20 protein-coding genes are annotated in these 25,410 nt (G+C 69.4%); 10 read left to right on the forward strand and 10 right to left on the reverse strand.

Features of this window, described 5'->3' with window-relative positions; genetic code table 11:
- Positions 1-407: 407 nt before the first annotated feature.
- Both ACIO5E_RS19200 and ACIO5E_RS19205 read left to right on the forward strand, forming a co-directional pair.
- Positions 408-1,793 (forward strand): hypothetical protein, encoded by a 1,386-nt coding sequence (locus ACIO5E_RS19200; protein ID WP_400669100.1) that lies wholly within the window; start codon positions 408-410, stop codon positions 1,791-1,793.
- A complete protein-coding gene (locus tag ACIO5E_RS19205; RefSeq protein ID WP_400669102.1) occupies positions 1,790-2,647 on the forward strand; it encodes a DUF1932 domain-containing protein in 858 nt (285 codons plus the stop codon). The genes ACIO5E_RS19200 and ACIO5E_RS19205 overlap by 4 nt, the downstream gene beginning before the upstream one ends.
- 250 nt (positions 2,648-2,897) lie before the next feature.
- On the opposite strand, the gene argS is transcribed toward ACIO5E_RS19205, so the two are convergent.
- A complete protein-coding gene (gene argS, locus ACIO5E_RS19210) occupies positions 2,898-4,658 on the reverse strand; it encodes an arginine--tRNA ligase (RefSeq protein ID WP_400669105.1) in 1,761 nt (586 codons plus the stop codon).
- 341 nt (positions 4,659-4,999) lie between these two features.
- Between argS and ACIO5E_RS19215 the strand changes: the two genes are divergently transcribed.
- From ACIO5E_RS19215 to ACIO5E_RS19250, 8 genes are read left to right on the forward strand one after another with little or no spacing between them, the layout of a single operon-like run.
- Positions 5,000-6,811, forward strand: a complete 1,812-nt coding sequence (locus ACIO5E_RS19215) for a hypothetical protein (RefSeq protein ID WP_400669108.1) — start codon at positions 5,000-5,002, stop codon at positions 6,809-6,811.
- A 48-nt stretch (positions 6,812-6,859) separates the two neighbouring features.
- Positions 6,860-8,869: a radical SAM protein gene (locus ACIO5E_RS19220; RefSeq protein WP_400669110.1), complete on the forward strand. Its 2,010-nt coding sequence runs from the start codon at positions 6,860-6,862 to the stop codon at positions 8,867-8,869.
- Positions 8,870-8,880: 11 nt separating this feature from the next.
- Positions 8,881-10,080, forward strand: a complete 1,200-nt coding sequence (locus ACIO5E_RS19225; protein ID WP_400669113.1) for a glycosyltransferase — start codon at positions 8,881-8,883, stop codon at positions 10,078-10,080.
- Complete coding sequence (locus tag ACIO5E_RS19230) at positions 10,077-11,114, forward strand: radical SAM/SPASM domain-containing protein (RefSeq protein WP_400669116.1); 1,038 nt, start codon at positions 10,077-10,079, stop codon at positions 11,112-11,114. Before ACIO5E_RS19225 ends, ACIO5E_RS19230 begins: the two co-directional genes overlap by 4 nt.
- Positions 11,107-12,759, forward strand: a complete 1,653-nt coding sequence (locus tag ACIO5E_RS19235; RefSeq protein ID WP_400669119.1) for a pyridoxal phosphate-dependent decarboxylase family protein — start codon at positions 11,107-11,109, stop codon at positions 12,757-12,759. The genes ACIO5E_RS19230 and ACIO5E_RS19235 overlap by 8 nt, the downstream gene beginning before the upstream one ends.
- Positions 12,760-12,764: 5 nt before the next feature.
- Complete coding sequence (locus tag ACIO5E_RS19240; RefSeq protein ID WP_400669122.1) at positions 12,765-13,562, forward strand: hypothetical protein; 798 nt, start codon at positions 12,765-12,767, stop codon at positions 13,560-13,562.
- Entirely contained in the window at positions 13,555-14,289 is a 735-nt protein-coding gene (locus ACIO5E_RS19245; protein ID WP_400669124.1) for a sulfotransferase family protein, read from the forward strand. The genes ACIO5E_RS19240 and ACIO5E_RS19245 overlap by 8 nt, the downstream gene beginning before the upstream one ends.
- Complete coding sequence (locus ACIO5E_RS19250; protein ID WP_400669127.1) at positions 14,286-14,816, forward strand: adenylyl-sulfate kinase; 531 nt, start codon at positions 14,286-14,288, stop codon at positions 14,814-14,816. The genes ACIO5E_RS19245 and ACIO5E_RS19250 overlap by 4 nt, the downstream gene beginning before the upstream one ends.
- Positions 14,817-14,823: 7 nt before the next feature.
- Here ACIO5E_RS19250 and ACIO5E_RS19255 read toward each other — a convergent pair whose 3' ends face one another.
- The 9 genes from ACIO5E_RS19255 to ACIO5E_RS19295 all read right to left on the reverse strand — a co-directional run bounded on the left by ACIO5E_RS19255 (position 14,824) and on the right by ACIO5E_RS19295 (position 25,381).
- Positions 14,824-15,681: a methyltransferase domain-containing protein gene (locus ACIO5E_RS19255; protein ID WP_400669129.1), complete on the reverse strand. Its 858-nt coding sequence runs from the start codon at positions 15,679-15,681 to the stop codon at positions 14,824-14,826.
- Positions 15,682-15,825: 144 nt separating this feature from the next.
- Complete coding sequence (locus ACIO5E_RS19260) at positions 15,826-16,074, reverse strand: hypothetical protein (protein ID WP_400669131.1); 249 nt, start codon at positions 16,072-16,074, stop codon at positions 15,826-15,828.
- Positions 16,075-16,085: 11 nt separating this feature from the next.
- Entirely contained in the window at positions 16,086-17,123 is a 1,038-nt protein-coding gene (locus ACIO5E_RS19265; RefSeq protein WP_400669134.1) for a DnaB-like helicase N-terminal domain-containing protein, read from the reverse strand.
- On the reverse strand, positions 17,120-17,947 hold the full coding sequence (locus tag ACIO5E_RS19270; RefSeq protein WP_400669137.1) for a hypothetical protein: 828 nt from the start codon (positions 17,945-17,947) through the stop codon (positions 17,120-17,122). The genes ACIO5E_RS19265 and ACIO5E_RS19270 overlap by 4 nt, the downstream gene beginning before the upstream one ends.
- Positions 17,944-18,729 (reverse strand): DnaB-like helicase N-terminal domain-containing protein, encoded by a 786-nt coding sequence (locus ACIO5E_RS19275; protein ID WP_400669139.1) that lies wholly within the window; start codon positions 18,727-18,729, stop codon positions 17,944-17,946. Before ACIO5E_RS19275 ends, ACIO5E_RS19270 begins: the two co-directional genes overlap by 4 nt.
- Positions 18,726-20,537 carry a type IV secretory system conjugative DNA transfer family protein gene (locus ACIO5E_RS19280; RefSeq protein ID WP_400669142.1) on the reverse strand — a complete coding sequence of 604 codons (1,812 nt, stop codon included), beginning with the start codon at positions 20,535-20,537 and terminating at the stop codon, positions 18,726-18,728. The genes ACIO5E_RS19275 and ACIO5E_RS19280 overlap by 4 nt, the downstream gene beginning before the upstream one ends.
- 1 nt (position 20,538) lies before the next feature.
- On the reverse strand, positions 20,539-21,783 hold the full coding sequence (locus ACIO5E_RS19285; protein WP_400669145.1) for a VirB4 family type IV secretion system protein: 1,245 nt from the start codon (positions 21,781-21,783) through the stop codon (positions 20,539-20,541).
- 248 nt (positions 21,784-22,031) lie between these two features.
- A complete protein-coding gene (locus ACIO5E_RS19290; RefSeq protein ID WP_400669148.1) occupies positions 22,032-23,573 on the reverse strand; it encodes an SCO6880 family protein in 1,542 nt (513 codons plus the stop codon).
- Positions 23,570-25,381 (reverse strand): hypothetical protein, encoded by a 1,812-nt coding sequence (locus tag ACIO5E_RS19295; RefSeq protein ID WP_400669150.1) that lies wholly within the window; start codon positions 25,379-25,381, stop codon positions 23,570-23,572. The genes ACIO5E_RS19290 and ACIO5E_RS19295 overlap by 4 nt, the downstream gene beginning before the upstream one ends.
- Between the last annotated feature and the right edge of the window lie 29 nt (positions 25,382-25,410).

Below are 25,410 nucleotides of genomic sequence, written 5' to 3' on the forward strand. Positions count from 1 at the left end.
TTCCTCGACCGCCGCTCGCAGGTCGCCGTCATGGCCGGCGGGGTGTTGCACGAGCTGACCGGCACCAGCCACGGGCGCTGATGGCATGGCCTGTTCCCCCTTCGTGGTCCATCGGTGCCGCTCTCCTCCAACGACGCCACCGAGCACGGAGGCGAGGAGGGGCGTCAGCCAGACCGAGTGTCGTGGGGGCAGCTGACTGCCGAGGAGAGAAGCACGGTCTAGGCGGCGAGAGAAGCGTGGCCCAAGTGACGCAGGAACGGCTAGTGACATCGTCATGACACAGGGCGACATGAGTCGACATTGCCTCGACATTTGTCGTATCCCGCTGTCGCAGTCGGGAGCAATCGGCCATCGTTGAATCTGGCACGACCAATCCGGACCATCCACCTGCCTGTTGCGGAGCTGCCATGGAGACCGAATCGCAGACGCTCTTTCAGACGCTGGTCCGCCAGCGAGGCATGGCCGAGTACCGCGTCTTCCTCCGGCGGCTTGAAGCCGCAGGCCAGGAGCTCGCCCAGATCGAGAGGAACCCGGCGCTGGCGAAGGTCACCATCGGCGGCAGGCAGTTCGGCCGTTGGATGGAGGGTGTCCGGGGGGGAGAACGCCTGAGCAAGCCGCGTCCGCTCACGGCCAGGGTGCTGGAACATCTGTTTCAGCGACGGATTGACGATTTGTTCGCGATCATTACGCCAGCAGGAGCGACTCACCAGATCGGTGGAGGCGGCTCCGAGGGACAATGGGTGGAGCCGAGCACCGGCTCGGACGCCCATCACCAGGACATGCTGATGACAGCCGCGAATGAATCAGCCCGCTTCGCCAGCTATGCGGAACAGAGCAACGTGGGACCCCACACCCTCGAACAGCTTGACTCCGACATCCGGCGAATCGTCATCACCTACCCCAACCGACCCGTCGTCCCGCTCTTCAACGAGGTCCGCGCCCTGCGCGACCGGACGTTTGAACTGCTGGAGGGGCGCCAGCCCCCGGCTTACACGCGCGACCTGTACTTGGCAGCCGGGGTGCTGTGCGGGATCCTCGCGAACGCCTCGTTCGACCTTGGCGACTACCGGTCGGCCGAGACTCAGGCCCGCACCGCTTTTCTCTGCGGCGAGCAGGCAGCACACAACGGACTGCGCTCGTGGATCCGCGGAACCCAGGCGATGGTTGCTTACTGGGACGACCGGCTCCGAGATGCCGTTCACCTGGCCCAGGACGGTCAGCAGTACATGCCCGAGCGCGGCACCGCGCACATCAGGTTGGCCAGCATCGCGGCCAGGGCCTACGCCCGCTTGGGCCGAGAGAACGAGGCGCTGGATGCGCTCCGTCTCGCCGAAGAACATCGCCAGCAAGGTGACGGCGGCGAGGATCTGCCGGGCGGCATGATGGCCTTTCCGCCGGCGAAGCAGGCTTTCTACTCCAGTACCGCCCATTTGTGGCTGGGGGGTGCGCGCCACCTTGAGCAGGCTGCAGCCGACGCTGAAGAGTCGGTCGCGCTGTACCAATCGGAACCGGTCGAGCGGCAACGACTCGGCGAGCTTTCGCTGGCGCGGATGGATCTGGCCCTGGCCGAACTCGGGTCCGGCGAGGTCGAGGGTGCCGCCGACCAAATCGATGCGGTCTTGGCCGTAGCTTCGCGCAGACCGACGGAGGCGGTGAACAGGCGACTGGATCAGTTCGCCCGGCAGCTTGCAGCGGTGCCGGCGGGATCGTCACCGCTGGGACTGACGATGCAGGACGGGATCGCGCACCATCGCCGGAACGCGCGCCAACTGCCTTCGGGAGGAACCCGATGACCACGATTACAGTTCTCCATCCAGGAGAAATGGGTGCTGCCGTGGCGGCACAGGCAGTCCTACGCGGGCACCGCGTACTTTGGGTCGACTCTGGACGAAGCGCCGCTACCCGCGATCGTGCGTCAGCCGCAGGCCTGGAGGCCGTACCCGACCTGGAACTGGCCCTGGGGGCGAGCGAAGTCGCTCTGTCCATCTGCCCACCGGCCTACGCCGATGAGGTGGCCCGCGCCGTCGCCGCCCGTGCGTTCTGCGGCATCTACGTCGATGCGAACGCGATCAGCCCGAGGCGAGCATCCGAGATCGCCTCCGTTATCGCGGAGGCAGGGGGGACACCGCTCGACGGATCCATCATCGGCCCACCGCCTGGTGGATCAATCAGTGCCCGTCTCTACCTCTCCGGGGAGCCGGGCCCAGGTGGGCAGGTCGTCAAGCTGTTCACCGAGACGGTGGTAGACGCACGCCTGCTTGACCGGCCGATCGGCGCCGCATCCGCGTTGAAGATGGCGTTCGCGAGCTACCAGAAGTCCGCCCGTACTCTTGTCGCCCTCGCCCACGGCCTCGCCGATGAACACGGAGTCACAGGTCAACTGGTCGAAGAGGGACGGAAGATGGCCGGTCCGCTACTCGCCGATCGCGAGTACCTTGGGAGCGTCGCGCGCCGAGCCTGGCGGTGGGACGCGGAGATGCTTGAGATTGCCGCTGCCCTGGACGAAGCCGGCCTCCCGGCGGCCTTGGCACACGCCACAGCCGAAGTGCTCGGCAGGTGGGAACCGCTGAAAGACGCCCGGCCGACAGCAGCCGATGCCATTGCGTACCTCCACACGGCCAAGCCCGATGTAGGCGGTAATCCGTAATTGACTCTCCACGTCAGCCTGGCCTGGTCAGAGGAGCCGGAAGACGGCCTGACGAGCCCCGGTGGCAGTAGCCCTCCGTCACTGGGACGCGCGGTGCTCGACGGCCCCTCAGGTTGCAATCTGAGGGGCCGTACTCGTTGGCGTGGCGACCTACGGCAGGACTGTGCTGCTTGCAGGACTTGAGCGAGGCCGCCAGCAGGCTGGCCCTGGACGGCTGTCGTGAGCCACCTTCCCATCGGCGTGGTCGCTTCTACAGCCGCTCGGGTGTTCCGATTCCGAGGAGGTCCATGCCTTGGCGGAGAGTCTGGCCAGTGAGCTGGCAGAGCAGCAGCCGGGTCTCCATGACCTCGCGGCTGGGCGCCTTGAGGACGGGGCAGTGCTCGTAGAAGGTGGTGTAGGTCGACGCGAGGCTGTGCAGGTAGGCGCAGAGGCGGTGGGGTTCGAACGTGCCAGTCACCTGGTTGACGGCGGCACCGAACTCGTCGAGGAGAAGACCGAGCGCACGCTCGGCCGGCTCCAGGGCGAGGTCCTGGTGGGTAGCCGGGGCGACGCCCTCGGGGGTCTTGCGCAGGATGGACTGGATGCGGGCGTAGGCGTACTGGAGGTAGGTGCCGGTGTCGCCGGTGAGGGAGACCATGCGGTCGACGTCGAAGACGTAGTCGCGGGTGCGCGAGGTCGACAGGTCGGCGTACTTGACCGCGCCGATGCCAACCTGCTTGGCTCGCTCTTCGAGTTCCTCTGAAGCGAGTTGAGGGCTCTTCTCCGAGACGACGGTGCGGGCCCGGTCGACGGCCTCGTCGAGGAGGCCCATGAGGCGGACCGTCTCGCCGGAGCGGGTCTTGAAAGGCCGGCCGTCCTTGCCGAGAACGGTGCCGAAGCCGAGGTGCAGCGCGCGGACGTCCTCGGGGAGCCAGCCGGCGCGGCGAGCGGTTTCGAAGACCATCTGGAAGTGGAGGGCCTGGCGGGCGTCAACGATGTAGAGGAGCTGGGTGGCGCCGAGCATGCCGACGCGGTCGCGGATGGCGGCGAGGTCGGTGGTGGCGTAGCCATAGCCACCGTCGCTCTTCTGGACGATCAGCGGAGTTGGTTCGCCGTCAGGCCCCTTGATGTCGTCGAAGAAGACGCACAGGGCCCCGTCGGAGCGGACGGCGACGCCGGACGCTTCGAGGTCAGCGCACACATCGGCGAGCATGGGGTTGTAGTAGCTCTCACCGACGGCGTCGGCGTCTTCAAGGAGGACGCCGAGGCGGGCGTAGACGGCTTCGAAGTAGACCTTCGACTCATCAACCATGCTCTGCCAGGAGACGAGGGTGTCCGCGTCGCCGGCCTGCAACTCGACGACGCGCCGGCGAGAGCGGTCGGCGAAGTCAGTGTCGCTGTCGAACTTGGCGCGTGATGCCTTGTAGAGATGGTTGAGGCGGGACATCGACGGGTTGGTGTCGGTGCTCTCGGTGTCGTCGCCGAGTTCGTCAGGGTGCTCGATGAGGTACTGGATGAGCATGCCAAACTGGGTGCCCCAGTCGCCGAGGTGGTTGCGCCGGATGACCTTCTCGCCGGCGAACTCCAGTGTGCGGGCGAGCGCGTCGCCGATGATCGTGGATCGGAGGTGGCCGACGTGCATTTCCTTGGCGATGTTCGGCTGGCTGTAGTCGATCACCGTGACGCCGGGCTCGGCGGAACTGTGGACGCCCAGTCGGCTGTCCGCAGCACGGGCGGCCAAGCGCTCCAGGATCGCGGTGTCGGTGACGGTGACGTTGATGAAGCCTGGGCCGGAGACCTCCAGGTTCGCGATGACCTCGTCTGCGGCCAGGTGTTCGAGGACGCGAGCGGCCACCTCGCGGGGGTTGGCCCGTAGAGGCTTGGCGAGGCCCATGATGCCGTTGGCCTGGAAGTCGGCACGGTCGCTTCGTCGGAGCTGGGGGTCGCCGTCCGCGGCGTCGGGGAACGCAGTGGAGATCGCCTGAGCAAGGCGCTGCTGCAGCGCGTCGGCGATGGAGGTGACCGTAGTCATAGAACGAAGGACCACTTCTGTGAGAGGGCGGATCCGCAAACGAGCCGCGGGAATCGCACAGCAACCGCACCACGTGGACGTCGGCGCCGCGCGCCGATTATCCCATGCTCCCCGTGAACGAGAGGCCGATTAAGTCCGGCCGGCCATGGAGCTGGCGCTTTCCAACAGGAAGTAAGGGCAACAAAATTGAAAGATCATCACCAACCGACACGCACTCTCCTACCCTGCGTGGTCCGTGTGCGCGCGGAAGTCGGTGATCGAGTCCATCAATTCGATCGAACGCACGGTGACGGAGCGGCTACGGTGGCAAGCATCCGCACGACGCTCAGGAGGGGAGTGGAGTGAGCAAGGTCGCAGGGGGCGCGCATGAATCGGGGAAGCTCACGGCATCGATTCGGCAGCTGTTCGACGGAGGAAGCGACGGGGTCGCGTTCGACGACGTCGACTTCGTCGACATCGGTGGGCAGGTGCGTCGTTTTCGGCACCGCGGGCGTGATCTTGTGGCGAAGCTCCGGCCGCTTGGGGCGGCGCGCTCGGAGCGGGCCCTGGCTGCCGAGGCCGCACGTCGTCTGGGCCAACTGGCCATCGACGGGTTTGGGGTCGTCAAGGTCTGCGTCCCCGAGCTGGTTCCCTTGAGCAGGCAGAGGGCTGCGCTGGTCTCGCCGTACCTGGGCACACGTTTGTCCTCCGGAGACAACGGGGCGAGCCGCCTTTCCGTATCCGCCATTGTCGGCCTGCTGGTGGCCTTGCTCGGCCGAGGGGTCGAGGCATCGGGGTGTGTACCGCGGAACATGTTCCGTCGGGATGGCGAGACGGTGCTGATCGACTGGGAGGACGCACTCCTGGTGCCAGCCGGTGCCGCCCCGGACGAGGTGACCCTGATGAAGTGGGACATCGCCTGGTCCGACCTGCTCGGGCGTGATCTCAGGCTCCGAGAGCGCATCCCCGCCTCGGTCCCAATCCAGGATGTGGATCTGGACGGCTTCGAGACCGTCCTCGCGGGCTGGCTACCCGCGACCATGACGCGCCGAGACGTCCGGCGTCGCGGGATCGAGGTGACACTCGCGAGCGAACTCCCCCTGGTGAAGCACGGATCGGTGAGCGCCGCCTCGTTGGGACACCTCGCCGAGGACGTCCTTCCGTCGGGGCTCGGCGTCTTCCACAGTGTGCTGACCGCGCGCCTGCGCGAGCAGCGCGGTGAGGATGCCTACGCGCTCCTGCTCGGGCAGTTGAACACCTTGGTATCGAGCTGCCGGCCGGCCACTTCTTCACCGAAGTCGGAGGGATTGAGGCGAGCATGGGTGCTGACGTTGTTCGCGGCCGCCGAGTCGTGCCTCATACCCGCACCCGAGCCGCCGCTGGAGCAACTGGTCAAGTTTATTGACCAGTTGGCGTCCGCAAGCAGTTGGGCGGCGGCATGTGAGAGAGCCGCAACGGCGGCGGAGATCACCGGCCGGCTCGCTGCCGCCATCCTTGCCGTCCTGCGGTTCGACGAGGCGCTGGATCTGTTGCTGCGGGGGTCGTGCGCCCAAGGCGTGATGGCCCGTGGCAGTGATGTCGATTTCGAGCTGAGCTCAGCCGAGCACCCGGCCGGTCACCGGCCCGCGGAGGAGTTGTTGATCGAGGCGCTCGCCTGCCTCGGGCTGATGGCCGAGGGATCCGCCGCGCGCCCAGCCGAGTGCGACCTCGTCAGCGCGGACAGCCGTACAAGCCGCGACCTGCACGAATGGTTCGAGCTGCGTCGACCTGGCTCCGAACTCCAAGACCCGGGCTGGACAACGGACTTGCTGACATCGCCGTCCGCCGGTACTGTCGCTCGCCCGAGCCAGTACGAGCAGCAGGGCCGCGAAGGCACTGCCAAGTACCTGTGGTTCGAGTCCCGGGCCGCGCTGGCGCGTCTTGCCTACACCGCCTCGGACGTCTCTCGGATGCCTGTAACTCTGGAGAGGCAACTCGCCATCATCCCGCAGGTGATTGGTGTCGAGGACGCGACCGAGCTGCGCGATCTTGTCCATGCCACGTTTGCCCTGCGGGAGAAGTCCGGCTCGGCCCACCCGGTCGAGGACCAGGCCAAGGGTGAGATCACCAGGCTCGCCGACCGGCTGGAGCGATTTCGTCAGCGCGTTGGACTGCCCGGCCCGAGACACCTGTGATTCCGGTACCGCCCCGATCCGCACCATTCTCGACCCGAGAGGTCAACCGTGATCAGCGACGCGATTCCACTCTCGACCAGCGACACCGCGCACGTCTTCTTCGCGGACGGCTACGTCTTCCATGTCCGTGGGGGCCAGATCACCGCCCCGGGCGAACCGTGCCCGTGCGCCGACCTGGAGGCTGTCCACCAGGTCACGACGTACCGCGAGGCGTACCCGCAGGCGCAGCTGTCCCTGACCGACGCCTGCAACATGGGCTGCACGTACTGCTCGTTCCGCGACCGGGTCCACGCCGACGGCAAGCCGGTGAGGGTCCCCCTGGAGACGGTGGTGCAGGGCCTCGCAACCCACCGCAAACGCCTTGTCGAGGAGGGCGCGCGGTACAGCCGCGTCGACTTCGGCCTCGCCGGCGAGACGATGCTGGTGCGGCACATGCACGAGGAGGTCCAAGCCCTGGTGGAGGAGGGCCTGGCCGACTCGCCGGTCAGCGTGCTGTGGGCCGGTCCGATGGTCACCAACGCGACGCTGTCGATGACGCCGGAGCTCGCCGACCGGCTCGGCCCGCCGCAGGACATCAGCCTCGACGGCCCGAAGGATGTCCACGACCGGGTCCGCTTCTACACCAGTGGGCGCGGCGGCACCTACGACCACGTGCGCCTGGTCCTGGACCGGGTGCTGGCCCGCCACCCCGACATGGGTGTCTCCGCGGTGCTGACCGCGTACTGCACCGACTTCGTCGCGATCTTCCGCCACCTCTTCGAGGACGTCGGCGCCCGCAACATCTACATGAAGCCGGTCAACGCGACCCACGACAAGGACTACGCCCTCAACGCCGCCACGCTGCCGGCCTTCCGCCGGGGCTACGCAGACCTCGTCGAGCACATCCTCGCCCAGCCGCCGGAGGGCATCCTCGCCCGACTGCTCGCCCTGAACTCCGAGGACTTCTTCATGCGGTACTTCTACCGGGTGAAGGACCGCGCAGCGCAGGTCTACCGGTGCGGAGCAGGCAAGAGCGGCACGTACCTGGACACCAACGGCAACCTCTACCCCTGCGCGCACTTCATCGGGAAGTCCGGCTGGCACATCGGACACGCTTCCACCGGCGTCGAGGACAGCGAACGCAGCCGCTACCTCGACCTGGTCGTCGACGACCGCGACGGGTGCTCCACCTGCCCGTCGCGGTACGTCTGCGGCGGCGGCTGCTACTACCAGGCCGTGTTGGCGAACGGGGACATCACCAAGCCCGACGAGGTCAAGTGCGACCTGATCCGGTTCCTCACCGACCTGGCGGTCCGTCTCGTCATCACGTTGCGCGAGAAGCACCCCGAGGTGCTGGACGCCCTCCCGGCCCCGTACGGGCTCACCGACGAGGCCCTGACCGCACCCCCCGAGGCCGACTACATGCCGGCGGCCCGCCTGCACGCGACCTCGGGCGACGAAGACGCGGTGATCCCGCTGGTTGGGCCGGGTCGTCTCCGGGGAGGGTTGGTGAACCCGGAAGGCCTGCGCGCTCGGTTCTCGCTCGACGACGGTCACCTCGCGGTCCGTCTGGACTTCGGGGGCACGCCCAGCATCGTGCGTGCCGTCCGAGTCCGGCTGCAGCCGCTGGGATCGGGAACCTTCACCCTGCACGACCTCGCCGCTCAACAGTGGCCGGGCGAGCAGCAGCTGAGCTGCAGCCGCGACGGCGCCCGGTGGCTGCAGGCTCCGACCGCCCGCTTCCGCCGCGTTCCGCACCCCGACCCCGTCTGGGAGGACGCCGTCGACGTCGACCTGTCCTGGGCACCCCAGCAGGTGCGGCTCACGGTGCCCCTGCCCGCACAGGAGCTGGTGGCCGAGCTGGGGGTGAACGTGTTCGTCGACTTCGAGGACGGCGGCTGGACCGCCCTGACCCTGCACGAGCCGGTCGCGCTCCTCGACCGCTCCCGCACGGGAGTCCTGCGGCTGTCGGGACCGGAAGCACCCGTGCACCCGGAAGCGGCCAGTGTGAACGGGCGGATGCCCGCCGGGCTCACCCCGATCGGCCGCTGGGCCGGTCTCCAGGGCAACACCTGCTGAGGAGTGGAACGGTGCGCATCCTCTTGACGACCCACCGATTCGCGGACGACGCCGCCGGCGGCACGGAGATCCTGGCCGACGACCTGGCCCAGGCGCTGAAAGCCCGCGGCCTGCACGTCAGTTGGCTCGCAGCGGGCGAACCGCCGCCGCCGCACCGCCGCACGGCCGATGAGTACCTGAGCGTGCCCGCGGCCTTTGCCGACGACTACCCCGTCGGCTGGCTCGCCCAGGAGACGAAGCAGGCCCAACGCATCGCGCAGGCGCTCGCGACGCGCCCGGCCATCGATGTCGTTCACGTGCTGCACTTCAGCCGCCTCGGCCTGGAGTTCCTGAACACTCCGTCCCTGCGAGGGGTACCCGTCGTCGCGACGCTGACCGACTACACCGCGGTCTGCCCCGACCACCAGCTCCTCGTCCGGTCCACCAGCTCGCAGTGCACGGCGACTGCGCCCACCCTGGACTGCCTCGGCTGCCTCAATGCCCCCACGAACACTTACGAGGACGTGGCGCGATGGCGGGCGCGGAACATCGCCTGGCTGAACGAGCGGGTACAGGCCCTGTGGACACAGACACCCCACCAGGCAGCAGAGTTGGCGAAAGCCGGCGCCGACACGAGCAAGGTCGCCCGCGACCGGGCCTGCTACGGACTCCCCAGCGAGTGGGCACCACTCGCCACCAACGGATCCTCCGGACGGTACCTACTGTTCCTGGGCAGATGCTCACCCGAGAAGGGCCTCCATCTCCTGCTCGACGCCTACCGCACCAGCCGTACCGAACTCCCGCTGGTGATCGTGACCGTGCCGGACGACGGCACCTACGAGGAACGGCTGCGCGCCGACGCTGCCGCAGACCCCCGGGTGCGCTGGCTTCCCCCGCACTCGCGTGCCGAGGTCGGCTCGCTGCTGACCGGCGCGCGGGCCCTGCTGGTGCCCTCGCAGTGGTGGGAGAACCATCCGCTCGTGGCGCACGAGGCACGGGCCCTTGGCGTTCCCGTGTGGTCCTCGGCCGTGCCGTCCATGCGCCACCTCGCCGACGACCCCGGCATCCACCTCGTGGAGGACTACCGGGACCCGGCCGCCTGGACGCGGGCGATCGAGACGGCGTCCGAGCACCGGGCCTCCTGGGCCCCGTCGTTCGGCCGCCGGGCGCAGGAGTTCGAGCTGTTCGCCGACGAGACCGTCTCCGTGTACCGGAAGGTGGTAGCCAGATGATGCCCGAGGACACGCCGATCACGGTGCCCGAACGGTTCCAGAAGTTCCTCGTCACCGACGACTTCGACCGCTATGGCCTCACTCCCGGCCGGCCCACCCCCACTCCGCAGTACCTACAGGTGGAACTCACCGACCTGTGCAACCTCGCCTGCGCCGGCTGCCTGCGCGCCGTACACGAGAGCAGCGGTGGCCACCTGTCTCTGGAAGTGTTCGTCGCGCTCCTTGACCAACTCCCCGACCTCGACCACGTCTCCTTCGTCGGAGGGGGAGAAGCACTGATCGTCGGGAACTTCGCTGCCTACGTCCAGTTGTGCACTGACCGCTCCGTTTTCACCTCGACGAACACCAATGGCCTGCTCGTACGTCGGCTCCGGCCGGTCCTCGACGCCGGGCTCAGGCTTCTCGCCATCAGTGTCGACGGTGCGGACAACGTCACGCTCGGTCGGATGCGCTCAGGGTTGCGTCTCACCCAGCTGAGCACGGCCCTGCGAGAAGCGGTCAGGCTGACCGAGGACCGGGCGACGGGGCTTTCCGCCGCGGTGACGCTCTCGACCGTGAACCTGGATCAGTTCCCGGCGATCGTCAACTTCGTCGCCGACCACGGTGTGAAGCGCGTGAGCGTGGAGAGCCTGCACCACTGGGGCGAGGACAAGACCCTCAACGCCGAGTCCCTGTTCGCCCTCCCACCACGGGACGTCGTGCCACACCTGGAGGTCGGCCTCGCACGGGCCGACGAACTCGGCCTGCAATTGTCGATCTTCGACTACTCCCGCCTCGCCTCCCCGGCCGCCGCAGATGCCGTGTGCCCCTGGCCGTGGGACGCCGGCTACATCACCAAGGACGGCGACATCACGCCGTGCTGTGTCCACATGGAGTCCTCCCCGGGCAACGTGCTCGGCAACATCCACCAGACGCCGATGGCCGAGATCTGGACCTCGCCGGCGTACCGATCCCTACGGAACTCCTTCCTCCAGGGCCCCGCCTGGTCCTCGTGCGAAGGCTGCGTGTATCGAATGGAGTTCGGACGTGCTTGACCCCCAACCGCCCGCCCTGCTGAGCAGCCGGCCCATCGGCGAAAGCCGGAAGATGCTGCACCGCGCGGTCGACCTCGGACTCGACTTCGCCACCGGCAAGCTGCGAGACCACCGCGTACTGCGGCACGCGACGGTCCAGCAACTCATCGACCACCTCTCCGAATCGATCCCCGTCACCGGAAGCAGCGACGACCACCTGATGAGCGCGCTTGGCGAGATCGCCAGCTGGTCGATCGCCCAGGCCGACCCGCGCTACCTCGCCTTCCCGGACACCGGCGACAGCCTCGCCGGCCTTGCGGCCGACATCGTCGCCACCTTCCTCAACCAGAACCTCATCGCCTTCGACCGCAGCGCGCCCGCCGCCAGCGTGATCGAAGCCCAGCTGATCACCTGGCTGCGGGAACTCATCGGCTACCAGGTCACGCCGTTGGCCGAGTACCAGGGACTCGCCTCGCTCGGCGGGATGTGGACCTCCGGCGGCAACATGAGCAACCACGTCGCCATCGCCGCCGCCCTCGCGCACACGTACCCCCAGGTCCGCCAAGGCGGCCTGCGCGCCCTTCCCGAACAGCCCGTGATCCTCCTCGCCAGCGGCGTCGAGCACTTCTCCTACCTCGCCGCCGCCCAAGCCCTCGGCCTCGGTACGGACGGGCTGCTGTGGGCCGACGCCACCCCCGACTTCACCAGCGACCCCCACTCCATCGGACACCTGCTTGCCGCCCCACCATCCGGCAAGCGGATCTTCATGGTCGTCGGAGTCGCCGGGAACTGCCGCACCACCGGCATCGACGACCTGCAGGCGCTCGCCGACCTCTGCCGGCTACACGGCGTCTGGTTCCATGTCGACGCCTGCCACGGCGGAAGCCTGCTCTTCTCCGAGAAACTCAAGATCCAGCTCGCAGGCATCGAACACGCCGACTCCGTCGCCCTCGACCCCCACAAGGGCCTGTTCGTCTCCTACCCCTCCAGCTACGCGCTCTTCCGCGACCCGACCACGCTCGGCCGCTTCGCCCGCTACCCGGACCGGGCCGAGGACCCCGACTGCCTCGACCTCGGGCTGATCACCCCTTTCTACGGCTCCCGCGGCTTCGAGTCACTCAAGCTCTGGGCCCTCATGAAGCACCAGGGCACCGACGGCATCGGCCGGCTCGTCGAAGCCCGGCAGGCCACCTACCAGAGGATGGTCGACCTGCTGGATCGCGCCGGCAGCTTCCGCCCGCTCGGCACGTCCGACTTCTACCGGTGCGCGTTCGTCTTCCTGCCCGACCAGGTCGCCCACGTCCTCCAGGAGACCTACAGCCGACCGGAACTCCACCCGGCGGCGCGCGAACTCGTCTCCCGCTACACCGCGGCCTTCGCCGACCACCTCTACCGCAGCGGCGCCGTGGTCTTCGACCTCTTCGCCCTCCAGGACCTCGCCGACCGCATCGGACTCGGCACCGCCGCCAAGTACCAGGTCATGGGCATGTGCGTCGGCCATCCCCACATCGCCGACGAGGTCGAGCACGAGATCGAGCAGACCATCCTCGACCTCGCCCAGGAGTTCACCGCCGCCATGCTGACCGATGCCCGCACGATCCTCACCGCCCCGGTGCCCTCCGACGGCGGTGCCGCAGCGGACGTGACCGGACCGGCGGGCTGGTGAGTGCCGTGACCTACCCGCCCGCCTTCACCATCGCCTACCTCGTCCACAGCGACGTCGAACTCCTGCGCCGCACCATCCCTACCACCCTGGACGCCCTGACCCGCGGCACCCACCACCCGTACGACCTGGTCCTCGTCGTAGACGGCGCCGAAACCGCGCCGGTCGACGAGATCACCGAACTCGCCCACTCCACCTGGGGATTCGACGAAGTACGGCTACGCTGGCGCACCCGTCACCGGGCCTCCGGCGACCAGGCCAACAACATCCACACCCACTTCGTCACCGACAAGAGCCGCTTCCTGATCACCGTCGAGGGCGACGTCGTCGCCTTCCGCGACCCGGGTGCGACGGACGTCCTCGCCGAGATCGCCGACACCTTCGACAGCTGCCCCCAACTCGCCCTCGCCCAGCGCATCGACGATCACGACTGCTGGCAGTGGCGACTCGAAGAAGCCGGTCCCGCCCTCAGCGCCAACGCGCGTTCGGTCAACCGGGTCTCCTCCCACTTCCTGATCTACGACACCCATCGGGCGCGGCCCGTCATGGCCGCAGCCGGCGGCATCCCCGGCGACCGGTTCCACGACGACGGCCAGAGCTGGATGAACTATGAGGACTGGCTCTCCCACACCTTCGCCCACCCGGCCGGGCCCGGCGTCGGCTACCTGCACCAACTCTCGCTTCGGGTCTTCCACTGCGACGAGAAGACCGTTCCCGGCTCAGCCCACTACCGCCGGGACCTCGCGACCCGCCTGCGCGTCTTCGCCGAACGCGAGCAGCAGGCGAAGGAGGAGTTCCGTGCCTGACGACCGCCTCGTTCCCGCACCCGTCTTCATCCTCTCCCCGATCCGCTCCGGATCGACCCTGCTGCGCTGCCTGCTCGGCTCCCACCCTGACGTCCATGCCCCGCACGAGCTTCACCTCGGAGGCCTCACCGTCACGGTCGACGACGAGTTCACCGACCTCGCCATGGGCACCCTCAACCACGACCGCCAGGACCTCGAACACCTGCTGTGGGACCGGCTGCTGCACCGCCGACTCACCGAAGCGGGCAAGACCGTGCTCACCGAGAAGTCCCCCGGCAACGTCTTCATCTGGCAGCGCCTCGTGACCTGCTGGCCCGGCGCCCGCTACATCATTCTGCGCCGCCACCCGGTGGCCATCGCCGACTCTGTCCGCCGCGCCGGCGACGCCGCCGGCCTCGCCGAAGCGGCCGTCATCGTCGACAAGTTCGCCACCGCCCTTGACGAAGCAGCTGCCCACGTCCCCACCTCCATCAGCATCACCTACGAGCAGCTGACCGCCGACCCGGAAGCCACCTGTAAAGCCCTGTGCGAGTACATCGGCATCCCCTGGGAACCGGCCATGCTCGACTACGGCCGCCACGACCACGGCCCGTTCGTCTACGGCATCGGCGACTGGTCACCCCAGATCGCCTCCGGCCGGATCCAGGACGCCACCCCACCGCCCGCAGGCGCCGACGTACCGCCGCTGCTCAAGCACTGGTGCGAGAAGTGGGGCTACCCCGCGTGAAGCACCCACCAGCCCCCGCGGTCTTCTGGCTCATGGGCCTGCCGGCCTCCGGGAAGACCACCCTCGCCCGCCGACTCCTTGCCCACCTCGCGCCCGAGCACCCAGGCTGCGGCCTGTACGACGCCGACGAGCAGCGGGCCACCGGCCTTCTGCGGGACCTCGGCTGGTCCCCGGAAGACCGCAACGCCACCATCCGGGCGCTCTCGCACGCCGCCAGCCAGCATCCCATCGGCATCGTCACGCTCGTGACCTCCACGCCCGTAGAACAGCGGCTCGCCGCCAGCCTGCTCGGCGGGCGACTCCACCTCATCCATGTCCGCGCACCCGCGGAGCTCCGGTATGCCCGCGACGCCCTCCGCTCCTCGCCCGCCTACCGCGCCGACCCCGCACCAGACGCACCCGAACTATCCTGGACCGAGCCCGAGCGCACGGCGCTCACCCTGGACACCACGGCTCCGATCAGCGTCTCGGAGAGGGCGCTCTGCTCGTTCGCCGACGACGTGCTCCGGGACGGCAGCGCGCCGTAGCCGTCCGTCACGCTGCCTCGGAACGCCCCGACATCCAGCGGCCCTCATGCCCGGGCAGGACCTCGTCCCGGGTCGACGGAGCGGCACCACCGCTCAAGTCCCCATCGCTGGGACGCTCGGCGACCGCGATGAAGGCCAGCTCAGAGAAGAAGAACCCGCCCAGGCGATCCGCCTCCTGCACCGCCGCATACCACTCCTCGACATCGGCCGCGCTCACCGCGCCGCGACCATGCCTGGCTGCCGACAACAACGCCTTTCGGATCTCGCCGATCCTGGCCTCCGCGTGTCCCGACAGCTCGGTCGACCATGTCAACAGCGGCTCGACGCTCACCAGCCTCAGTGGGCTGCTCGCCAGCAGCAGCCCCAGTTTGCGGCCGATCCGCCCGTCCGCGTGATCCATCCAGCTTTGCACGTCGTCCGCGAAGGCGTGGCAGACCAGCCGATCAAGATCCGCATCCGCGCCGGCGATCACCAGAGAATCGAAGTCGACGTGCGCCAGGATCGCCCTCCCGCCCGGCCCAAGAACCCGCGCGACCTCTGCCAGCAGCTGCTCCGGGTCCGGCAGGCACTCGACGGTGTTGTACGAAACGACAATGTCCGCGCTCTCGTTCCCGCACGGAAGTGGCGCACGCAGGTCCGCAGCCAGCGTCATCACTGGCCCACGGTGCTTCTGGAGCTCCTCCCGCGCTTGCCTCAGGAACGGGACCGACCTGTCGATCCCGATCAGCGCAGCCTCGGGAGCCATTCGACTCAGCGCGAGAAGAGTCGGCCCGGAACCGCAGCCGAGTTCGATAACCCGGCTGTGGGCCGTCGGCGCGGTCAGCTCAGCAAGTCGGGAATGAATCGCCTCGGCGCTGTTGGACACGACACGGCCCGTCCTCTCGTGGCCCACCTGCTTCCGGACACCAGCTCATCTAATGCGCATATGCACAATATGGGATGAGTTGGACAATGTCCTTCTGTCGAGAGCCGCATGGCGTACTCGCACCGACAAGCTCCTGCCCTTGTCTCAGCTGGCACTGCGCTGAACTGCCTGATCAGCGAGGCGCATGTTCTGTGCCATCAGGTCCAGTCCGGCGGCAACGTCTACTCTGGTGACCTGCCACCAGCCGGCCCGGTCGTAGATCCACCAGGATTCCTGGTACCGGGCGAAGTCTCGGATCGTCTCGCTGAGGTACCGGGCGGTCCCGTCTACGAGGGCAGTGTCCATGGCGGCGTGGCTGAGGTCGGCCAGCGTGCCCGCGTCGGTGTTGGTCATTGCGCTCCCCCTCACGGCCGGACGTTCGGCTGGATGGTGGGGGTCTGCTGAACCGGCGGCGGTTGCAGGAGCGGCGCTGGCTCGACGCGCACCGTCGGCGTGGTGGTCCTGACGTCCAGGCTCGTCTTCGGCTCTGCCGCGGGGGTGCGGGCGGTGACGTCAGCAGTGTTGGCGAAGTCGGTGGCGAGCTTCGTTCGGATGTCGTCGGCCATCATCTCCCCGGAAAGATCGATGGCGGTTCCGACGACGACCGCGGTGGCGGCGAGCCGGGCGAGGTAGTCGGGGCGTTCCTCGACGTTCACCTCCACCGTCACCTCGTACGCCTGGGGGTCCTGCTGGTAGACCTCCCACTCGACGGTCAGTTGGTCGACCGGCTCTCCCCGCTCGGCGACGACCACGATGGCCTCGTAGACCTCGCGGCGGGGACCTTCCTCGAACACCTCGGGGTACAGCCAGCTGCCGACCTCCCGGACCTGCTCCGGGTGTTGGAGAAGCTCTGCGAGCACGGCGTCCTGGCGCTCAAGACGGACGTCGACCCGAACCTCTTGTTCTCCGGACGTCCTCGCCCGGGGTTCGTACGGTGCGGGGGCCGGCTCGTTGATCCTGGCCACCGGAACCGTTTGCTCGGTGCGCCGCATCGCCTGGGCGAGGCGGTCGAGCACCGGGTCCGGCCCGCGCAGGCCCGGGGCGGTCGTCCGGAGCCGGTCGACGTGAAGGGCGAGGTCCCGGCGGACGGCGGCCTCTTGGACCATGCGGGCGTAGCTTGCGATGTTGCGGGGCTGCGGCGCGGCGTCGGCGAGGCGGCGCAGGTAGTCGGCGTTGGCTCCGCTGATGGCCGTGCGCTGGGCGATCAGCTCCGGAAGGTGGGCGGCCGACGCCGTCGGGGCGCTGGTGCGCGACTCGATCAGCGCGGCCATCAGGGCGCGGTGGGTGGGGTGGGCCATGCGGTCGGGGGTGAGGTAGGCGATGTCGTCCAGGCGCTGGCGGTCGCGTAGTGCGGCACCGATGACGGCCTGCTCGGCGCGGAGCACGAGTTCGGGGTGGGTCATCGGTTCGTCCTCGTTCCGGTGGTGGCTTCGCGGTAGCGGCGGGCGGCGTCATCGGCGGCGGCCATCCGGGCGGCGGCGTCTTCGAGCCGTTCCAGCAGTTCCTCGTTGACGACGCGCAGCCAGGCCCCGTCGATGTCGACGGCCCACCAGGCGTCGGCGAATCGCACGTACTCGGGGATGCCGGGGCTGATCGGCGTGGCGAGGCCGCGGGTTCGGGCGTCGTCCATCTGGGCCGCGGTGAGCCGGTCCGGGCTGCCGGCTTCGGCGGTGTCCGCGTGGGCGGCGAGCAGGCGGCTGGGGATGCCGGCCCAGGCGTCGGCGCCGGTCCAGCGTTCTTGGAGCTTCGGGGAGTCGGCGGCCCGGAAGTCGGGGGTGCGGTGCCCGGTTCGGCAGGCGGTGGCGTAGACGGCGGTCGCGTTGGCCACCACGGTGCGCAGCTCGGTGTGCCAGTAGCGGGCGGCCTGGCCGACCTGCTGTTCCGGGGCGGCGCCGTAGATCTCTTCCCGCCAGGCCTTGAGCGCCCACAGCTCTTCGATCAGTCCGGGGTGTTCCGCCCAGCATTGCGGCAGCCTGGATTCCACGGCCAGCTCGTAGCGGTCGTGGAGCCAGGTCACCCAGTCGCAGAGGCCGCCCCAAGCCGCGATGCGCTCGGGGCCGGTCATGGTGTGCCACTCGACCAGCCGGGTGCGGGGGCTCGCCTCGGTAGCGGTCGGCTGGGTGCCGGTGGCCGGCCCGGGGGTGGCGTGGCGCCCGCGGGAGCGTCGGATGTGGGTGCGCGGGCGGTGCTTGACCCTGCCGATCGGCGTGATCGTGGGCTCGGTCATGGCTGGTCCTGGAGCTGGGCTGGCGGGTGCGGGCTGGCCTCGGCGGGATTGTCCGGGTGCCCGGTGTGCTGGTGCCTCGTGTCCGTACGGCGGGCGGCCGATGCGGCGTTCCAGTCGGCCATCACGAGGTGCACGGCGGCGTCGAGTGCTTCGATCGACGTGCTCGGGGTGAGCATGAGCCGCCGAAGGTAGGCGGGGGTGTCCATGGTGTCGGCGACCAGTTGCGCAAGGCGGGGCGACAGCTCTTCGGTGCTCCGGCGCACGCGCTCCTCGACGGCGGCGAGGGTGACCGGTTCCGCAGCGGCGTGCAACGCCAGCATGGCCTCGTAGATGCCGTAGCGGACGTGGGTGGTGAAGGTGTCCACCGGCACCCACCTGCCGAAGTCGTTCAGCTCACGCGGGCGCTGGGTGAGGTAGGCGAGCACCAGGTCCTCGTGGTCCGCGCGCGCCGGGCGCCAGTCGCTGAGGGCCACGAACGGGCCGTCGGTGAGCGCGCGGTGCTCGGCCCAGTCGTCCGTGGCCCAGGAGACGGGGACGACCTCCTGGTAGCCGGGGCTGAACACGGAGATCACCGGAGCCCCGATGTGGTCCTCTCCGGCGTGGTAGAGCGCGCCGTCGATTCCGCGCACCGGCCCGCTCCACCTCAGGGTGTAGTCGGCCGGGGGCTCGGGGCGGCGGAGCAGGCCCTGGTGGTGCCGGTGGTCGAATCGGGACTCCCAGCGCCGGTCGGCATCGGTGTGCGCCTCGGCGTGGTACCCGCTCCATGCGGGTCGGGGGGTCACGCGGCGGCCTCGATGGGGTCGAGTTCGCCCGCGCGGTACCGCTTCGACCACTCGTTGCTCTCCTCGTAGAGCTTGCGGTCGGGACTCTCGTAGTGGCGCTGCATGCGGACCTTGGTGATGGGGGTGGTGGCGTGGATGACCAGGGCCTCGCGCTTCTCCTCGTCCAGGGTGCGGATCTCGTCGGGGGTGACGGTCTTGCGGTCCTGGAGGGTGGTCTGCATCGTGGTGCCCTGCGCGCCGCTCTGGTAGGTCGTCAGGGACTCGCGGTAGATGCCGGCCAACTTGGAGAACTCTTCGAGCTCGTCGCCGCCGAGGCCGCCGAGGGCGATCTTGACGGTGGAGCTTCCCCAGAGCATTTCGGCCCCCTCGCGCCCCCACGTCTTCCTGGCCTGGGCCATGTTCTGGAGCACGGCGACGGTGAAGATCCCCGAGCCGCCGGCGAAGGACATCAGGTCGGGGAGGTTGGGCAGCGGGGTGACGTTGGCGACCTCGTCCAGCAGCGCTCCCAGCGGCGGGTCGAGCCTGCCGCCGGGCGACCGGTCGGCGAGGCGCTTGGCGGCACCGAAGACCTCGGAGACGAAGGCGGAGATCAGGGGGGCGAGCGCGGTGGCCTCTTCCTTGTCCACGAGCAGGTAGATGGTGCCGTTGCTCCGCAGCCAGTCCTCGATGTCGATGCCGTTGCCGGATTTGGGGACGAAGGTGGCGCGGGCCAGCGGCGAGAACAGCGGTGTCAGCGCGGTCTGCACGGTGGCGAAGAGGTTCGCCCTGGTGTCGCCGGGGTTGCGGTAGAGGCCGTCGAGCATTTCGGCGACGCCGGGTTCCGCGCGGCGGGACTCGGCGAGCAGCTTGATCGGCTCTTCGATGTGGGCGTTGAAGCCCCACCGCAGGACGTCCTCCATGCTGCGGGAGGTGATCGCCGCGGCGTGCAGCCAGCCGGCCAGCAGGCTGGTCGCGGTGGCACCGAAGAAGCCGGCACCGGAGGAGTCGGTGGTCTCGCTCTTGCCGATCTTGACCATGAGGTCGGCCCGCTGCATCGCCTTGCCGAAGTCCTCGCAGCCGCTGGTGGGCGACCACTGCACCTGGTCCGGCCAGTCGACCATGCCGGTCGGCACCATCGCCAGGGCCGGACCACGGCGGCGCCGGATCAGCGCGGTCGCGTCGAGCACGTCGCCTCGGACGCTGGTGACCAGCATCGGGCCGTGCCACGCCTTGATCCACGGGATGATCACCTGGCTCGTCTTGCCCTGGCGGGGGGCGGCCAGCATCAGCACCGAGTTCTCGACGGCCACCCACAACAGCATCCCGGCCAGGGTGCGGCCGAGCGTCACCGCGACGTCGGCGGCGGTGATCGGGCGACCCTTGAGGGAGGGCCGGACGATGGGCCCGCGCTTCTCGACAGCCTTGGCGGACAGGGTCTTCGACAGCTGCGAGGCGGAGGCGAAGCCGCGCACCGAGCGGGTGCGGCGCAGGCGGCGCAGGGCGAAGGCGCCCGCGGTGAGCATGCCGCTGGCGACGATCACGGCGGCGATGGCGAAGCCGGCCGGGCCGGGCAGGTCGGAGCGGACCGGCTCGGGCCAGGCTGTTCTCGGGTCGTCCAGGTGGTGGGGGATCTGTTTGGCGACGGCGAAGGCGTCGCCAAACGGGACGGCCGGCCAGGCGGCGTGGGTGATCAGCCCGGCGACCTGGCCGGTTGCCCAGGTTCCCACGGTGACCGTGACCACGACGATGATCAGCAGGACGATCAGGTAGTCCGCAGGGCCGTCCAGCACCGGCCGCCGGGCGACGGTGGCGTTCGAGGCGGAGGCCATCTCACACAGCCATCCGCTCGTTGGTGTAGTACAACTGCCGCTCGGCCGGGCTCAAGATCGTTTGCACAACGTGGCTGGAGTTCCTGCCGATCTTCCAGATCGCGCGACCGATCTGTTCACCGCTCCAAGAGGCGATGTGCGCGCACTCGGTGTCGGTCAAGCCGATCACGTCGCGCGTCATCGCCAGGGGTGCGGTGTCCTGGCGCAGACAGATCCGCACGTCGCAACTGGAGATCAGGTTGCGGGCGATGCTGACCTCTTCGCTGCCCTGGGCGCCGACCGCCTCGAAGTCGGCCAGCCTGTGCGTGCTCATTGCCTCGATGACGCCCTTGGCGCGGGAGAGCCGCAGGTCGCTGTCGAGCTTGCGGATCATCACCGGTATGCGCATCGCGCGCCACAGCTCGTCGCGGACCACCAGGCGCACGGGGCCGCCCGGCTCGTCGATTGCGGCCTGGCCCCAACTGCTCACGCAGGCAAGGGTCATGGCCACCGTCTCGTCACCGCGACCGTCGATCCTGGACAGGTCGACAGTCTGGATCGGGGCGTCGAAGTCCGGGCGAACGGTGGTCGGCCCGTCGAACAGCCCGCTAAGCGATCCCTTGACCATGTTGCCGAGGGCATCGGCAACCGGGCGGATCATCTCCCGTAGCTCGGTCACGTCGGCGCCGCGGACGCGCAGGTCCTCAGCCATATCGGGCAGTGGATCACGCAGCAGGGCCCAGACCTGCGGGATCGTCGGGTCCACAAGGTGGCTCGCACCGGTGGCCTGGCCGGAGACGTGGTGGATGGCGAGGGAGAGTGCCGCCTCCTCCGTGGGCGTGAGGTTGCGGCCGAGCCTCATAACCAGGAGGGAGGAGAGCAGGGTGGTCCGGCGGCGGTGGACTTCGTCCAGGCGCTCGCGCAGTTCCTCCGGGTCGGTGGGCAAGTTGGTGCCCAGAGGTCCGGCGTCCAACGGGTTGAGCCTGTTCCTCAACCCTGGGCCGAGTTCGACCGGCTCGACGCCGAACGCCCGGGCCAGCCCGGCGTACTCGTTCTTGATGTCGCCCAAGATGAACGACCGGACGCCGTAGGCGGCCAGGCGGGTCACCAGGGCCTTGATCGTCGCGCTCTTGCCGGTGCCGGGGACGCCGGTGATCAGCAAATTAGGATTTGTGATCAGCCCACGGTGGAGCCACTCGATGGGGTGGCAGGCGAAGGCGCCGCCGGACAGGCAGTCGACACCGATGTAGGCGCCGGCCGCGGGCATGGATGCGCCGTAGAGCCAGGGGTACAGCCCCTGGACCTGGCCGGTGCTGCCTCGGAAGACCGGGACCTGAGGCATTCTCGGTGCACGTCCGGCGAACGGGCGGGCGTAGCCGCGCCGGGGCGCGACCGGTTCCCTTCGTTGCTTCGGCGCCTTCCGCGCCGCGGGCTTCGGCGCCACCGGGGCCGGGCGGCCGAGCACGTCGGTGAGGTCGAGGACGGGGAGTTCGGTGGTGGGTCGGCGACGGAACATCACGCCGCCCGCTTCTTGGGCAGGCCCATGCCGACCGGCAGCGCGCCGACGGCGAACCCGATGTCCTGGGTGAGCCACATCCGCAGGAGTTCGATGCCGCCGCGGTTGGCGTCGGCCAGGAGCTCGCTGCACGCGTCTTCGAGGTCTGCGGGGTTGGTGACGGTAACGGTGCAGTACGCGGTGTAGCGGACCGTACCGTGGCCGGCGGCGCGTTCCTGGTCCTGGGCCTCGGCGCGGCGCAGGGCCTGCTTCTCGTGCTCCGGGATGATCTGTCCGGTCTTGTGCCGCATGCTGACGGCGACCTCGCGGGCGGTGCGCTCCTGCATGATCTCGCGCTCGGCGGCGCGCGGGCTGCGGGGCTCGTAGTGGATGTTCAGCGCTCGGCGGTACTTGCCTTCGCCCAGCAGAGGCGCGAGGGCGGTGGAGTACACCTTGTTCTTCGGCCAGCTGTGGACGGAGTAGGTGACCGACAGCGCGCCGTCGTGCTCGTACCTGCCGCGCCAGCTGTGGGCGGCGGACGGACCGGCCGCTGCCGGGTCCACTCCGGCTTCGAAGGGAACCTCGTCACCGCGGAGAACAGCTGCGTTGGCCGCCGCCCGGCGCTCCGCGAGCATTCGGCTGGAGTCCGGGTCGAACGCGGTCCTCATGACCTCGGCCAGCTCCCGGGGGTTGAGCCAGCTTTCGACCTGGAGGTCTGCGGAGGCGATCGAGGACGTCATGGCCCGAAGGTTGCGGACCAGGACGGCTGCGGCTCCGCCGTCGCCGCCGCCTGCCGCCTTGATGGGGCCGGCGGCACGGGCGGCGGCCATCGTGATCGCCAGGTACGCCTCCCGCTGGCTGGTGGCCAGGGTGGCGGTGGACAGCAGCGACTTGGTGACGTCGACCGCGACGGCGGGCGCCTCGGTGGCGACGTGGTCGCTGTGCCAGCGCTGGAGAGCGGCACCGGATTCCGGGACGATGCGCTGGAGTGCCTGTATTCGGATGATCGGATTGCCCTCGGTGCACTGGGCTTTGAGCAGCGAGCCCCAGCTGGCAACCCGCTGGTCGCGCCTGCTGGAGTCGGCCAGGCCGATGCCGGGGAAGCGCACCCGGGCGACCGCCGTGTACGTGCGGTCGAGCTGGTGATGGATCACCGCGATCGGGGCGCCGCTGCCCCCGTCCGCTTCGAGGATCGCCAGCGGGGCGAGGATGCCGGGCAGGTCCATCTTCGGCTCGTCCGTCTCGGACGTACGGGGCGCGAAGGCTCCGGAGAGGAAACGATTCTGCCCGCGGAAGCGGAGGAGTTCGTAGGACACTGCGGCGACCGCCCATTCATCGACCGTACGGCCGGCGATCCGGACGAACGCGAGTAGGAAGAGGACAAACGACAGGGGCCAGGTCACAAGGCCGGCCCGGATGTACGAGATTGCGAACGGCCAGATCAGCGCGAGGATGCCGACGCCGAGCATGGCGGCGCGCTGGAGGCTAAGGCCGAAGAGGAAGGCGACCTTCTCTTGCTGCCACCCGAAGTACGTGCGGGTGGGAGCGGTCTCGGTACTCATGACTTGTCCCCTCCTTCGGAGTGGTCAGGGCGGGTGGTCCTGGCAGGCGGCGCGGTGGGGCGCTCGACCGGGGCGGCCTGGGCGCGGGGCCCGCTGGGGCGGTCCGCCGGGGCCGGCGCGGGCGCGGGGCGCTCGTGAGCTGGCTCTGACGTCGGGCCGGACACGGGTCGGCTGGCCTGGAGCGGTGTGGCACCGGAAGCGGGCCGGCTCGCGGCAGCCGGGGCCTGGGCAGGCGCCGCAGAGCCGGATCCGGACGGCACGCTCCCGGGCTCGCCGGGCTGGGCCGCCCGAAGCGGGGGTCCCGGCACGGGGCGCCCTTGAGGCGCAGGCCCGGCCGGGGAGCCCGCTCCCGCCGAGGCGCCGGTGGACGGGCCTGCGGGCACCGGGGGCATCTCGATGGTGGGCGGGTCGCTGCGCGGAGGACCGGCGACCGGCAGGTCCGGGGTGATGTCCCGGAGCGCCTGCTGGTGATCGGCTTGCGGACTGGCCGCTCCCTCCGTCTCGACCTGCGGCTCCTGCTGGTCCGACCAGTCCGGCGTCGGCTGGTCCGGCAGCAGTCCGCCGGCGGTGGGCAGGGGCGCGCCCGCGTGGCGGTTGACGTACCCGGCGGGCTGCGCCGCATAGGGGTTCGCGCCCTGCACCCCTGCGTGGCCGGCCATCTTCTCCATGCCTGTGGCCAGGCTGTTGACCGCCTGCTGCGCGGCCCGAACTCCTGCGGCGGCGATCATCCCGGCCGGGCCCGCTGCGGCACCGGCTCCGCCGACGGCAGCCCCTCCGACACCGCCCGAGGCACCGCTGGCGGCAGCGCCGCCGCCCTTGCCGGCGAAGCTGCTCATCGTGCGGCTGGCGCTCTCCTGCCCGAAGGAGTCCGGGGAGGCGCCGGTCGCCGGACCGCCCGGAGCGCTCAGCCGACCTCCGGCGAAGCCGAGCAGCGCGGCGAGACCGGCACCGCCGCCGACCTGGGCGCTGGCGAACGTGAAGAACCTCGCGATGGCCGGCCACGCCAGGGCCGCGAGCAGCAGGATGAGCATTCCCGACAGGGTCGTCTGGAGGTCCTTCGAGTCGCCCGCGACGTTGAAGCCGAGGGCGAAGACCATCGCGATGACCGGCTTGAGGATGATCAGCTGGACGGTGGAGGAGACCAGCTTCGACCACCAGCTCTTGGTGGAGTCGGACACCTGCCCTGCCGCGCTGATCGGCGAGGTGGCGATCAGCACGACGATCGCGGCGTTGCGCAGCAGCATCTCGAACCAGAGCACCAGCGTCAGCAGGATGCCGATGATGGCGATGATCAGCAGAAGCGAGGCAGCGGTCCCCGGTGTGTAGGAGACCAGTTTGGCGATCTTGTCGCTGAGCGCCTTCTCTCCGCCGAGGGAGTTGTCGACGATGTACTTGGTCAGTTCGTCGCTCGCCACCAGCGCCGTCGAGGCGACGATCAGCGTGAGCATGAACGCGAGCGCCGCTTTCCCGACGCCTACCGCGGCGGTGGCCAGTGGCCGGCCGTCGTGGGTGATCACCGTACGGATGACTTGGACGATGACCAGCAGACAGGCGACGAGGCCGGCGATGCCGAGGGATATCGCGTAGACGCTGCGTATCCCGTTGCTGGCGAGGTCGGGGGGCGGGATCTTGACGAACGCCGTGGCGAACGTCTTGAGCAACTCGGTCGCGGCGTCCGCGAAGCTCTTGCAGATCGACTCCCACGCGCCGCTCGCCACGTTGGTGGCGGCGTCGCCCGCGAGGCTCCCGAGGATGGTGTCGCCGGGCCCGGGGATGCAGTCGAGGGGACTGGTCAGGCCGCAGGGCATGCGAGCCCCCTGGTGGTGCTGGTGACCAT

The sequence above is a fragment of the Kitasatospora sp. NPDC087314 genome (genome assembly GCF_044744365.1).
Lineage (GTDB): Bacteria > Actinomycetota > Actinomycetes > Streptomycetales > Streptomycetaceae > Kitasatospora.